Raw genomic sequence first — 12,146 nt, forward strand, 5'->3', positions numbered from 1 at the left:
CGTGGATTTCGGACCAGTCGGGTCGCCGCCCATCCCGGTGTACCGGATCCTGGGGCCGCTGCACGTGGCGGACGGACCCGACCGGGTCAGCCGGGTGCCGCCCGGTCGGCAGCAGATGGTGCTCGGCGCCCTGCTGCTCGACGCCAACCGGGTCGTGGGCATCGACCACCTCATCGACGCCGTGTGGGACGAGGCGCCGCCCGCCACCGCACGCAGGCAGATCCAGATCTGCGTGTCCGCGCTGCGCGCGAACCTCGCGTCGATCGGGCGTGGTGAGGCGATCGTCACCCGCCCGCCCGGTTACCTGCTGCGGGTCGCGGACGGCGAGCTGGACGTGCAGCTGTTCGCGGCGCTGACCGCCGAGGGCGAGTCGTTGGCGCGGTCCGGCGATCCCAAGGGCGGGCTCGTGCTGCTGCGCCAGGCGCTCGCGCTGTGGCGCGGTCCGGCGTTGGGCGGCACGGCGGGCAGCAGGCTGAGGGCGAAGGCCGCGAAGTTGGACGAGGACCGGCTCGCGGTGCTGGAGACGACGTTCGACCTGGAGCTGAACGCGGGCAGGCACCGCCGGCTCGTCGGCGAGATCAGCGCGCTGGTGGCGCAGCACCCGTTGCGGGAACGATTACGGGGCCAGCTGATGCTCGCGCTGTACCGGTCGGGGCGGCAGGCGGAGGCGTTGGAGGCCTACCGGGCGACGCGGGAACTGCTGATCGACGAGTTGGGGCTGGAGCCGGGCGAGGACCTCCGCCGCCTGGAGACGGCGATCCTGGCGGGCGACCCGTCGCTGACCGTCGCCGCGGACGGGGGCGCGCCGCACCAGGTGCAGCCGCGGCCACCGTCCACTCCCCCGACGGCCACGACCGTCGTGCCGCTCCAGCTGCCCGCCGACATCGGCGAGTTCACCGGCCGGGCGGAACTGGTGGCGCAGGCCCGGGAGCTGCTGGCGCGGGGCGGCCTGGCGACCAGCGTGGTGGCGCTGGTCGGCAAACCGGGCATCGGCAAGAGCGCGATCGCCGTGCACGTCGCGCACCTGCTGGTGGAGGACCACTTCCCGGACGGTCAGCTCTACTGCGACCTGGGCGGCACCCGTGAGCACCCGGCGAGCGCCGTCGACGTGCTGGGCCGGTTCCTGCGCGCGATGGGCATCCCCGGCACGTCCATCCCCGACGCCGAGGACGAGCGCGCCGAGATGTACCGGCAGCTGGTGGCGCGCAAGCGGATGCTCGTGGTGCTGGACGACGCGGCGACCGAGCGCCAGGTGCGGGCGCTGCTGCCGGGGAGCGGCTCGTGCTCGGTGGTCGTGACGAGCCGGACGCGCCTCACCGGCCTGCCGGGCGTGCGCGTGCTGGAGATCGACGTGCTCGACCACGACGACGCCCTGGGCATGCTCGCCACGGTCGTCGGCCGCGACCGGGTGGACGCCGAGCCCGCCGCCGCCACGGCGCTCATCCGACTCGTCGGCTCCCTGCCGCTGGCGCTGCGCATCGTGGCCGCCCGCCTGGCCGCACGGCCCAACTGGTCGCTGGCGTGGATGCTGGAGCGGCTGTCCGACGAGCGCAGGCGGCTCGACGAGCTGGCGCACGGCGAGATGATGGTGCGCGCGAGCCTGGCCCTCACCTACGACGGCCTCCAGGTCGAGGCGCGCCGGTTGCTGCGGCTGCTCGGCTCGCTCGACGGGCTGAGCTTCCCGACCTGGGTCGCGGCGGCGCTGCTCGACGTGGACGTGTTCCTGGCCGCGGACCTGCTGGAGGGTCTGGTCGACGCGCAGATGCTGGAGGTCGTCGCGGTCGACGCGACCGGCAGCCCGCGCTACAAGTTCCACGAGCTCATCCGCCTGTTCGCGCGGGAGCAGCTGGAGCTCAACGAGGGCGACGAGGCGCGGCTGGTGGCGTTGCGGCGGGTCGTCGGCGGGTGGCTGGCGCTGGCGGGCGAGGCGCACGCGCGCGTCTACGGCGGCGACTTCACCTCGCTGCACGGCGACGCCGCGCGCTGGCTGCCGTCGCGGTCCCATGTGGACAGACTGCTCGCCGACCCGCTGGTGTGGCTGGAGACCGAGCACCCGAACCTGTGCTCGGCGGTCGAGGTGAGTGCCGCGGAAGGGCTGCACGAGGCGTCGTGGGACCTGGCCGTGACGCTGGTGACGTTGTTCGAGGCGCGGTGCTACTTCGCCGACTGGGAGCGCACGCACCAGCGGGCGCTGGTGGCGGTGCGCGCGGCGGGCAACGCCCGCGGTGAGGCGGCGTTGCTGTGCTCGATGGCGTCGTTGCAGCTGTCGTGGTCGCGGGCCCGTGCGGCGCGGGAGCTGGTGGAGCCCGCGCTGCGCACGTTCGAGTTGCTGGGTGACGACCGGGGTGTGGCGCTGGCGCGGCGCAACCTGGCGCTGGTGCACCACCGGCTCGGCGAGCTGGACAACGCCGCGCCGCTGTACCTGGCCGCGCTGGACGGGTTCCGCGAGTCCGGCGACCCGGTCGGGCAGGCGTGGGTGCTGGCGCAGGTCGCGCAGATCGACCTGGAGAACGGCGACCAGGAGCGGGCCGCCGACCGGCTGTACGAGGCGCTGGACATCTGCCGCCGCTTCGGCAACCAGCGGGTGGAGGTGCAGGTCCGCTACCGGTTGAGCGACCTGATGGTCCGGCAGGGGCGGCACGGTGAGGCGGAGGAGGCGTTGACCGAGCTGCTCGCGGCGGTCCGCGCGTCCGGTGACACGGTCGGCGAGGCGCGGGTGCTGCACAAGCTGGCGGTGGTGAAGGGGGCGCTGGCGGACCCGGAGGCCGCGGAGGGCCTGTTGCGGGAGGCGCTGGAGGTGCGGGAGCGGGCCATGGACCACGGTGGCGCCGCGGAGACGCGGGCCGAACTGGCGGTCGTGCTGGCCGACCGGGGTGACCGGGCCGAGGCGGTGAGCCTGCTGGGCCGGGCGATCTCGACGTTCGCGGAGCGCAACATGGGCGCCGCGAGGCTGCGTGCGCAGCAGGTCCTGGAGCGGATCCGGACCGGCTGACTCAGCTCGCGGTCGGTCCCCAGGGCGTGTCGTCACCGGTCGGGCCCCACGGGGTGTCGTCGCCGGTCGGACCCCAGGGCGTGTCGTCCGATGTCGTGTTCGCAGGCGTGCCGTCGGACGTCGGACCCCAGGGGGTGTCGTCGGCGGCGGTCACCGCAGCGGTGGCAGTGGTGGCGTGGGCGGCGGTCGCGGCGATCACGGGGGCCAAGAGGATCGCGGCGGTGACGGCGGTGGCGGCGAGGACGCGGTCGATGCGCATTGTCGTGCTCCCTTTTCCTGGCGGTCGGTGTGGTGGTCCGTGGTGCTGGAACCGACATTAGGAATGCGGGGCATTGCCGAATTATCGCGCGACGAACGCCCCGCGAAACCCGGGTTTCGCGGGGCGCGCACTCCCGCGATAACGGCGCGATACCGGCGTGACGATGCTGGACATGCAACCACCGGCAGCACCCCTCTTCGCAGGTCGAAGGCGGTTCGCCGGAACAACGCCTGTCAGCGCAGCACGACCTCATCGCCACCGGAGTGGGCATGGACGGGAATTCGATGTACGGGCAATTCGGCGATCTGCTCAAAAAACACCGGATGAAGCGTGGAGCGACTCAGCGACAACTGGCCGACCTGTCCACCATCAGCGTCCGGGCCATTCGCGACCTGGAGGCCGGGCGGGCGAGCCGGCCGCGCCGCGACACCGTGCGGCTCATCGCCGAGGGGTTGCGGCTCAGCGGGCGCGAGCTGACCACGTTCGAGGCCGCGGCCATGCGGTCGCGCGGCGGCGTGGAGATCGACCTCTCGCCCGACCTGACGGCCGTGCCGCCGCCCGCCGCGCTGGACGTGCTGGTCGGCCGGGACACCGAGGTCGCCGCGCTGCTCGCGCTGCTCGGCGAGGGTGGCGCGCGGCTGGTCGCGGTGACCGGTCTGCCCGGTGTCGGCAAGACCCGGCTGGTCGTGGAGGTCGCGGGGCGGCTGCACGAGTCACGCTCGGCCCGCGTGCTGTGGGACGCCGCGACCGCACCCGCACCCGGCGGCGACGCGGCCCGGTTGCGGCTGCTGGTGCACTCGGCGTTGGCCGTCGCGGAGGACGGCGAGGGATGGGAGGCGCTGGCGACGCTCATCGGCGACCGCGAGGCCGTGCTCGTGCTCGACGGCCACGACCCGGCGTGGCCCGACCCGGACCGGGCGCTGGCGCTGCTGCACCACTGCCGCCGGCTGCGGCTGCTGCGCACCACGCGCGGTTCCCGCCCGATACCCGGCGAACGCGTCGTCCCGCTGCACCCGCTGGCCCCGCCGCACGCCGCGCGGCTGCTCGGCCGGCTCGCCGGCCACGTGCCACCCGGTTCGCCCGCGCCCGCGCTGGTCGAGGTGGCCGCCCGGCTCGACGGCCTGCCCGGCGCGCTGGAGGCGGCGGCGTCCTGGCTGGTGGTGCACCGCCCCGACGAGCTGCTGGAACTCGTCCGCGCCGACCCGCTGGGCGTGGTCGCCGACCGGCTGCCCGACCTGCGGGACGCCCTCCGGCACGCGCTGTCCGAGGTGGACGACGCGGCGCTGGACGCGCTCGCGGCGGTCGACGGCGACTGGTCGGTGGCCGACGCCGCGCGGCTGACCCGGGTCGCGCCGGTGGCGTGCGCGCGGCTCGTCCGGCACCTGCTGCTGCTCGGCCTGGTGCGCCCGGTCGGCGACGACCGGTTCCGCGTGCTGGCCCTGGCCCGCGCCCTAACTGCCTCCCGGCTGCCGCTCGGGCTGCCGCTCGACGCGACGCGCGACTCCTAGTTTCGGCGTGACGACCACCCCGCGACCGAGGGAGTGCCATGGACCTGGTGGAGAACGACGCCGGACTCGACATCGTGGTGACGAGCCTCGCGTCCGACGCGCACACGTGGAACCTGGTGTTCCTCCAGCTCGTGCTGGAGGAGCTGGGGCACCGGGTGGTCAACCTCGGCGCGTGCGTCCCGGACGACCTGCTGGTGGCCGAGTGCGCCCGGCACGCACCGGACCTGGTCGTCGTCAGCAGCGTCAACGGGCACGGCTTCCACGAGGCCAAGCGGGTGATCGGGCGGCTGCGCGCGGTGCCGGTCCTGGCCGCGACCACCGTGGTCGTCGGCGGCAAGCTCGGCATCGACGGGCCCGGCGGGCGGGCACGTGCCGCCACGCTCACCGCCGCCGGGTACGACGCGGTGTTCGAGGACGCCGGGAGCGTGGCCGCGTTCCGCGCGTTCCTCGACCGCCTGCCCGTGGGCGTGCGGTCATGAGCGACGGGTCGTTCGGCGGGTTCGTGGCGCGGGCCGCGGCCGAGGGCGAGCTGGTCGTGCAGCCGCGCATGGGCGTCGGCGACCCGGCGGCCATGCGCGCCGGGCTCGTGGCGGTCCGCGCGGCCGGGGTGCGGGCGGTCGGCACGATCACGCTCGACAGCTTCACCCGCGTCGGCGACCACGACGCGGTGCGCGCCGCGCTCGCGGCCGGCGACGCCCTCAACGGCTACCCGATCGTGGCCTACCCGTCGGGGACCACGCGGGACGTGCTGCGCGGCGTGGCCGGTGACGCGTTCCCGGTGCAGGTGCGGCACGGCTCGGCCCGGCCGCAGGACATCGTAGTGGCGCTGCTCGACGCCGGGCTGCACGCCACCGAGGGCGGTCCGCTGTCGTACTGCCTGCCCTACAGCCGGGTCCCGGTGGCCGAGGCGGTGCGCGCGTGGGCCGAGTCGTGCCTGCTGCTCGCCGAGCTGCGGGAGCGGGGCGGCCGGCCGCACCTGGAGTCGTTCGGCGGCTGCATGATGGGCCAGCTGTGCCCGCCGGGGCTCCTGGTGGCGATCAGCGTGCTGGAGGCGCTGTTCTTCCGCCGGCACGGCCTGGACAGCGTGTCGTTGAGCTACGCGCAGCAGACCCACGCCGGGCAGGACGCCGAGGCGGTGCTGGCGTTGCGCACGCTGGCCGCCGAGCACCTGTCCGATGTGGACTGGCACGTCGTGCTCTACACCTACATGGGCGTCTTCCCCCGCACCCGGCGCGGCGCGTCGGCGCTGCTCGAACAGGCCGCCGAACTGGCCGTGCGCACCGGCGCGGAACGCCTGATCGTCAAGACCACGGCCGAGGCGCACCGCATCCCCACGGTCGAGGAGAACGTGACGGCGTTGCGCACCGCGAGCCGTGCGGCGGCGCGGGCGGCGCGCGGCGGGACCGGCGCCGTGCCGCGGGAGGACAGCGGCGTGCTCGCGGAGGCCCGCGCGATCGTCGAGGCGGTGCTCGACCTCGCCCCGGACCTCGGTGTCGCGCTGGTCCGCGCGGTCGAACGCGGCTACCTGGACGTGCCGTACTGCCTGCACCCCGACAACGCGGGCCGCACCAGGGCGGTGGTCGACCGGACCGGGCGACTGCGCTGGTCGCGCACCGGTTCGCTGCCGTTGGCCGGCGTCGTGGAGGCCACCGCCGGCGCGGGGGCGACCGGCGCCGAGATCACCTCGACGGAACTGCTGCGTTCGCTGTCGCACGTCGAGCGGACGTTCGACGACGCCGCCCTGGACCGGGTCGGCGCACACCCGATCGGCTCCGGCTGAGCACACCGCACCACCCGCCACACCCACCGAAGGAGCGAGAGCGACATGGACACCACGAGCGCCGCCGACGCGGCGACCCCGCGGCCGGCGACCCCGCTGCCCGGGAGCCCGCGCGAGCACCTGTCGTCACCCACGACGCGTGCGGTCCTGCGGCTCCAGCACACCGTGCTGGACGCGGCCCGGGAACACCTGGGCGCCGCGGGCTTCACCGAGCTGCTGCCGCCGATCATCGGTCCCGTCACCGACCCGGGCGCCCGCGGCGCGAAACAGGTCGACGTGGACTACTACGGGCACCGGTACAAGCTGATGACCAGCGCGATCCTCTACAAGCAGGCGTCGCTGACGGCGTTCGACCGCATCTTCTGCATCGCGCCGAACGTGCGGTTGGAACCGCTGGAGACCAGCTCCACGAGCCGCCACCTCGCCGAGTTCCACCAGATCGACGTGGAGGTCGCGGGCGCCTCGCGCGATGACGCGATGGCGGTGGCCGAGGGTCTGGTCGCGCACATCGTGCGGCGCGTCGTGGAGCGGTCGGCCGGGGAACTGGAGGTCCTCGGGCGCGACCCCGACGCGTTCGCCGACCTGCTGTCCGGCGAGCCGTTCGAGCGGCGCTCCCACACCACCGCCGTCGCCGACCTGCACGGCCTGGGGCACGAGCAGAACCCCGACGCCGAGATCGACTGGGCGGGCGAGGCGGTGCTGTCGGCGAAGTCCAGCAGGCCGTTCTTCCTCACCGACTACCCGAAGGGCTCGCGCGGCTTCTACGACAAGGAGAACCCGGCGCGACCGGGGAGCCTGCTGAACTTCGACCTGCTCGCCCCCGAGGGGTACGGCGAGCTGTGCAGCGGCAGCGAGCGCGAGCACGAGTACGGCGCGATCATCGCGCGGATGCGGGAGACCGGCGAGAACCCCGCCAAGTACGGCTGGTACTTGAAGATGGTGCGCGAGGGCGTGCCCGGCAGCGCGGGCTTCGGCATCGGCCTGGAGCGGTTGACCCGGTACATCGCGGGCCTGGAGTCGGTGTGGCAGGCCAGCGCCTACCCGAAGGTGCCCGGGGTGGTGTCGCCGTGAGCGGGTTGAGCGCGGGCGCGTTCCCCGAGGCGGCGGTGCGGGAACGGGCCAGGGGCGGCGCGGGGGCGGCGTTCCCGGCGCTGGAGGACTACGGGCGGGCGCTGTTCGGCGCGCCCGAGGCCGGGCCGCCGGGGGACGAGCTGGACGCGGCACGGCTGGTGCCGCCGGTGTTCGTGCCCGAGCGGTTGGAGAAGCTGATCGACCTGGCGCGGGAGCCGTTGCACGGTGACGTGGACCTGGGCGCGGAGGTCGGCGGCTTCCGCTCGCCGCTGCCGCTGTACCTGTCGGCGTTCGGGTCGACCCGGGTGGCCAGCGCCGACCTGGGGCGGGCGGCGGGCGCGCAGGCGGGTGCGCTGGGCGTGCCGATGGTGATCGGCGAGAACGTCGTGCCGGTCAACGGGTACGGCCGGCTGAGCGGCGGTGGTGGACGGTCGTTGCTGGGTCGGATCGAGGCCTACGCGGGGGCCGTGCCCGACGGGTCGGGTGGTGTGGTCGTGCAGCAGAGCACGGAGGACGCCGACGCGGAGGTGTGGAACCTCGTCTACAGCGACCCGTCGGCGCGTCCGCTGCTGGACTCCGGGAGGTTGGGGTTCGAGCTGAAGGTGGGTCAGGGCGCGAAGCCGGGGCTGGGCGGGTTGACCGTGGTCGACTCGGCGGAGGCCGACCGGTTGTCGGACCAGTTCGTGCTGGAGCCGGTGTTCGGCGCGGGGTCCGGGCGGGTGTTGCGGTGCGCGAGCCCGGGGACGTTCACCGAGGAGATCCTGCGCCAGCAGATCCGGTTGATGCGCAACAACTTCCCGCGTGCGCGGGTGTGGGTGAAGCTGCCGCCCGGCCGGGACGTCGCGGTGGCGGCGGCGGTGGCGTGGGAGGCGGGTGCCGATGCGGTGACCGTGGACGGTGCCGAGGGTGGCAGCGGGTGGGCGCCCACGTCGTTCCTGTCGGGTGTCGGGCTGCCGTTGGCCGAGTGCTTGCGCCGGATCGGTGAGCCCGCCGGGTGCCTGCTCGTGTCGGGCCGGATGTGGGAGGGGTTGCGCGCGGCCAAGTGCCTGGCGGCGGGCGCCCGGGCGGTGGGGCTGGGGCGGGCGGCGTTGATCGCCGTGGACGAGGACCCGGAGGCCGGACTCAGGCGGCTGGTGGAGTGCCTGGCGCTGGAGCTGCGACTGCTGATCAGCGCACTGGGCAAGTACCGCGTGGGGGCGCTGGCACCGGAGGACCTGTGGTCCCCGACGGGTTGGACCGTGCCCGCGCGCACACCGGCAGGGTCGGTGACCCGGTGACGGGCAGGGGCGGTGCGCCGGAGACCGGGCACGCGATCGCGGCAACCCGGCGCGTGGCGCCGGCCGTCGGCAGGCCGGTTGGCGCGGCCCGGCGCACGGTCGTCGCACCCGGCGCGGCGGTGGCGGCATGACCGCGCCCGTTCGGACCCGGCGCGGCCCGTTGTCCGTTTCCTACCTGACCTTCGTGTCCGCCACCGGGCTGTCCTCGCTCGGTGACGCGGCGTGGATGCTGGCACTCACCTCCACCCTCATCGGCGTGTCCAGCGCCACCACCGCCGGGCTCCTGATCGCGTTGGCCGGTGTGCCGCGGGTGATCGCGCTGCTCGGCGGCGGGGTGGCGGCCGATCGGTACGGGCCGGTGCGGGTGATGGTGTGGGCGGACCTGTTGCGTTGCGCGGTGATGGTGGTGGCGGCGGGGCTGGTGTTGGCGGTGGAGCCGACCGCCGCCGTGCTGGCCGTCGTGGCGGCGGCGTTGACCGTGCTCGGCGCGTTCTTCATCCCCGCCTCGGGAGCGCTGCGGCCGTTGCTGTTGCCGCAGGAGCACCTCGTGCGCGGCAACGCGCTCTACCTGATCGGGCTGCGCGCCGGTCAGGCGGCGGGTGGTCCGGTCGGCGCGGCACTGCTGGGCCTGGGCGGGGTGGCGGCGGTGGCGGCGGCCAACGCCGCGAGTTTCCTGGCGTCCGCGGCGGCGGTGGCCCGCAGTCGGCCGGACGGCCACGTGCCCCCGCTCGACCGCGTCGCCGTGCGCACGCGGATCGCCGAAGGGCTGCGGCACGTGGCCGGCGACCCGACGTTGCGGACCCTCGTGCTGGTGGTGGGGCTGGTGGAGCTGGCGGCGGCGGGGCCGGTGAACGTCGGGCTCGTGCTGCTGGCCCACTCGATCGGCGCGGGCAACGCGGGCGCGGGCCTCCTGCTCACCGCGTTCACGGTGGGCGCGACGCTCGCCTTCCTGCTCACCCTGGCACGCCCGGTCGGCCGTCGCGCGGGGGCCGTGCTGGTGCTGGGTGTGTGCGCGCAGGCCGTGGTGCTGGGTGCGTTGGGCGTGCTGGGCACGCTGCCCGCGTTGCTCGGCGGCTACGGCGTGCTCGGCCTGCTCACCGCGCTGTCCGGGGTCGTGCTGACCTCCCTGATCCAACGCCGCACGCCCGCGGCGGTGCGCGGCCGGGTCATGTCGATCATGTCGCTGGTGGTGTTCGGCGCGCCCCTGCTGGGCAACGCCGTCATCGGCGCGTCCATCGACCTGTTCGGCCTGACCACCACGATGGCGCTGCACGGCCTGTCGGCCGTCGTGGCGGTGTGCGTGTACGCGTCCTCACCTGCCCTGAGGGGAGCCCGCCTTGACTGAGACGACCGCGGCGCGGTGGCCGTCGCTGACCGACCTGCGCTCACGCCTGACCGGCGGTGCGCTGACCGCCGGCGACCTGCTGTCGGCCTGCCTGCACCGGATCGGGGAGGTCGATCCGGTCGTGCGCGCGGTCCTGGCGCTCGACCCGACGGCCCACGACCAGGCCCGCGAGAGCGACTCGCGGATCGCCGCCGGCCGGGCCCGCCCGTTGGAGGGCGTGCCCGTGCTGGTCAAGGACAACATCGACACGGCGGGGCTGGCGACCACCGCCGGGTCACGGCTGCTGGCCGGCACGCCGCCGCGCCGGGACGCCGACGTGGTGGCCCGGTTGCGCCGGACCGGCGCGGTGGTGGTGGGCAAGACGAACCTCTCGGAGTGGGGCAACTTCCGCTCCACCGGTGGCGTCGAGGGCTGGTCGGCGGTCGGCGGGCAGACCCGCAACCCGCACGTGCTCGACCACAGCCCCGGCGGGTCGTCCTCCGGGTCGGCGGTCGCGGTGGCGGCGGGCATGGTCCCGCTGGCACTGGGCACGGAGACCGACGGCTCGATCGTCGTCCCCGCCGCGCTCAACGGGGTGGTGGGCGTGAAACCGGCCCTCGGCCTGCTGCCCGGGCGCGGGATCGTGCCCGTGTCACGCGTGCAGGACGCGGTGGGCGTGCTGGCGCCGAGCGTCGCCGACGCGGCCACCTGCCTCGCGGCGTTGACCGGCGGACCGGCGGTGCGGGCCGTACCGGCGCACGGGCTGAGGCTGGGCCTGTGGCACGGGCGGCGGATGAACGACGCCGTGCGGTCCGAAGTGGACCGGGTCGCGGAACGGCTGGGAGCGGCCGGGGTCGTCGTGGTGCCGGTCGAGCTGCCCTGGGACGCCCCGCCGCTGATCGCCGGGATGGACGCGCTGCTCGCCGAGTTCCGGATCGGGCTGGAGGGCTACCTGACCGCGCGCGGCGGACCGGTGACGTCGCTCGCCGACGTGCTGGAGGGCAATCGGAACGACCCGGTCGAGCTCAGCCTGTTCGGCCAGGACGTGCTGGAACGCGCCGCCGAGGTCACCGACGAGCAGCTGGCCGAGGCGGCGGCCAAGCGAGCGCGGGCGCGGTGGTGGGCGCGGGACGCGATCGGCGCGGTGCTGGCCGACCACGCGCTGGCCGGGATCGTCGCGCCGACGACCGAACCGGCGTGGCGGCTGTCGCCGGAAGGCGATCCGTTGACCCGCAACACGTCCACGATCCCGGCGATGGCGGGCGTGCCGAACGTGACGGTGCCGACCGGGTTCCTCGGCCTCCTGCCGTTCGGGATGTCGGTGTTCGGGCCCCGGGACACGTTCGAGGCGCTGACGCTCGCCGCGACGGTGGAGGCGGTGTGCGGGGAACGGCGGGAGCCCCGGTTCCTGGAGGCGTGACGCGAGCAGACCCGCGACGGGGTCGGCAGGACGGGAGCATTCCCGGCCGTGCCGGCCCCGTCGCCGTTTCCGTCGCCGTTTCCGTCGCCGTCTTCGGGGCGGATCCCGGGGGCGGATCCCGGAGGGCAGATCCCAGGGCGGATCCGGGATCTGCCGCCTAGCTGCCGCCCGCACTGCCGGAACCGCACCCGTGCCGCCCCTAGCGTTCCCCTTGCAGCAAAACCGTTGTCCCGCAAGGACGAGTTGTCCCGCCAAGACAAGGAGCCCACGATGACGAACCCCTTCGACAACCAGGACGGCGAGTTCCTCGTCCTCGTCAACGACGAGGGCCAGCACTCGCTGTGGCCCGGCGACATCGCCGTGCCCGCCGGGTGGGACGTCACCCACGGTCCCGGCACCCGCGCCGCCTGCCTGGAGCACATCGAGACCACCTGGACCGACCTGCGCCCGGCGAGCCTCGCCGCCGTGCGCGGCTGACGACACCACGACACGCGACGACTGGGGAGCTGGTTTGC

The 12,146-nt window shown here is 74.8% G+C and carries 11 protein-coding genes; 10 read left to right on the forward strand and 1 reads right to left on the reverse strand.

Annotation, left to right across the window (positions count from 1 at the left end; genetic code table 11):
* The first annotated feature begins 1 nt into the window (after position 1).
* Positions 2-2,992: an AfsR/SARP family transcriptional regulator gene (locus ACYVLT_RS04005; RefSeq protein ID WP_461118715.1), complete on the forward strand. Its 2,991-nt coding sequence runs from the start codon at positions 2-4 to the stop codon at positions 2,990-2,992.
* 1 nt (position 2,993) lies between these two features.
* Here ACYVLT_RS04005 and ACYVLT_RS04010 read toward each other — a convergent pair whose 3' ends face one another.
* Complete coding sequence (locus tag ACYVLT_RS04010; protein WP_461118716.1) at positions 2,994-3,251, reverse strand: hypothetical protein; 258 nt, start codon at positions 3,249-3,251, stop codon at positions 2,994-2,996.
* A 284-nt stretch (positions 3,252-3,535) separates the two neighbouring features.
* Between ACYVLT_RS04010 and ACYVLT_RS04015 the strand changes: the two genes are divergently transcribed.
* The 9 genes from ACYVLT_RS04015 to ACYVLT_RS04055 all read left to right on the forward strand — a co-directional run bounded on the left by ACYVLT_RS04015 (position 3,536) and on the right by ACYVLT_RS04055 (position 12,108).
* The gene (locus ACYVLT_RS04015) at positions 3,536-4,759 is read left to right on the forward strand and encodes a helix-turn-helix domain-containing protein (RefSeq protein ID WP_461119239.1); all 1,224 of its coding nucleotides are present in this window, start codon (positions 3,536-3,538) and stop codon (positions 4,757-4,759) included.
* A gap of 38 nt (positions 4,760-4,797) precedes the next feature.
* Positions 4,798-5,238 (forward strand): cobalamin B12-binding domain-containing protein, encoded by a 441-nt coding sequence (locus tag ACYVLT_RS04020; RefSeq protein ID WP_461118717.1) that lies wholly within the window; start codon positions 4,798-4,800, stop codon positions 5,236-5,238.
* Positions 5,235-6,539, forward strand: coding sequence for a methylaspartate mutase (locus tag ACYVLT_RS04025; protein ID WP_461118718.1), 1,305 nt, complete (start codon positions 5,235-5,237; stop codon positions 6,537-6,539). Before ACYVLT_RS04020 ends, ACYVLT_RS04025 begins: the two co-directional genes overlap by 4 nt.
* Before the next feature lie 45 nt (positions 6,540-6,584).
* Positions 6,585-7,610, forward strand: coding sequence for an asparagine synthetase A (locus tag ACYVLT_RS04030; protein ID WP_461118719.1), 1,026 nt, complete (start codon positions 6,585-6,587; stop codon positions 7,608-7,610).
* Positions 7,607-8,887, forward strand: a complete 1,281-nt coding sequence (locus ACYVLT_RS04035) for a glutamate synthase-related protein (protein ID WP_461118720.1) — start codon at positions 7,607-7,609, stop codon at positions 8,885-8,887. Before ACYVLT_RS04030 ends, ACYVLT_RS04035 begins: the two co-directional genes overlap by 4 nt.
* Positions 8,884-9,018, forward strand: coding sequence for a hypothetical protein (locus ACYVLT_RS04040; RefSeq protein ID WP_461118721.1), 135 nt, complete (start codon positions 8,884-8,886; stop codon positions 9,016-9,018). The genes ACYVLT_RS04035 and ACYVLT_RS04040 overlap by 4 nt, the downstream gene beginning before the upstream one ends.
* The gene (locus tag ACYVLT_RS04045) at positions 9,015-10,232 is read left to right on the forward strand and encodes an MFS transporter (protein WP_461118722.1); all 1,218 of its coding nucleotides are present in this window, start codon (positions 9,015-9,017) and stop codon (positions 10,230-10,232) included. Before ACYVLT_RS04040 ends, ACYVLT_RS04045 begins: the two co-directional genes overlap by 4 nt.
* Complete coding sequence (locus ACYVLT_RS04050; protein WP_461118723.1) at positions 10,225-11,631, forward strand: amidase family protein; 1,407 nt, start codon at positions 10,225-10,227, stop codon at positions 11,629-11,631. The genes ACYVLT_RS04045 and ACYVLT_RS04050 overlap by 8 nt, the downstream gene beginning before the upstream one ends.
* A 270-nt stretch (positions 11,632-11,901) precedes the next feature.
* Positions 11,902-12,108, forward strand: a complete 207-nt coding sequence (locus ACYVLT_RS04055; RefSeq protein ID WP_461118724.1) for an MbtH family protein — start codon at positions 11,902-11,904, stop codon at positions 12,106-12,108.
* The last annotated feature ends 38 nt before the right edge of the window (positions 12,109-12,146 follow it).

Source organism: Saccharothrix stipae, assembly GCF_054781895.1.

Bases quoted from the DNA above. Each gene is read 5' to 3' on its own strand.
- ACYVLT_RS04030 (WP_461118719.1), top strand. From the start codon at position 6,585: ATGGACACCACGAGCGCCGCCGACGCGGCGACCCCGCGGCCGGCGACC.
- ACYVLT_RS04020 (WP_461118717.1), top strand. From the start codon at position 4,798: ATGGACCTGGTGGAGAACGACGCCGGACTCGACATCGTGGTGACGAGC.
- ACYVLT_RS04010 (WP_461118716.1), bottom strand. From the start codon at position 3,251: ATGCGCATCGACCGCGTCCTCGCCGCCACCGCCGTCACCGCCGCGATC.
- ACYVLT_RS04045 (WP_461118722.1), top strand. From the start codon at position 9,015: ATGACCGCGCCCGTTCGGACCCGGCGCGGCCCGTTGTCCGTTTCCTAC.
- ACYVLT_RS04025 (WP_461118718.1), top strand. From the start codon at position 5,235: ATGAGCGACGGGTCGTTCGGCGGGTTCGTGGCGCGGGCCGCGGCCGAG.
- ACYVLT_RS04015 (WP_461119239.1), top strand. From the start codon at position 3,536: ATGTACGGGCAATTCGGCGATCTGCTCAAAAAACACCGGATGAAGCGT.
- ACYVLT_RS04055 (WP_461118724.1), top strand. From the start codon at position 11,902: ATGACGAACCCCTTCGACAACCAGGACGGCGAGTTCCTCGTCCTCGTC.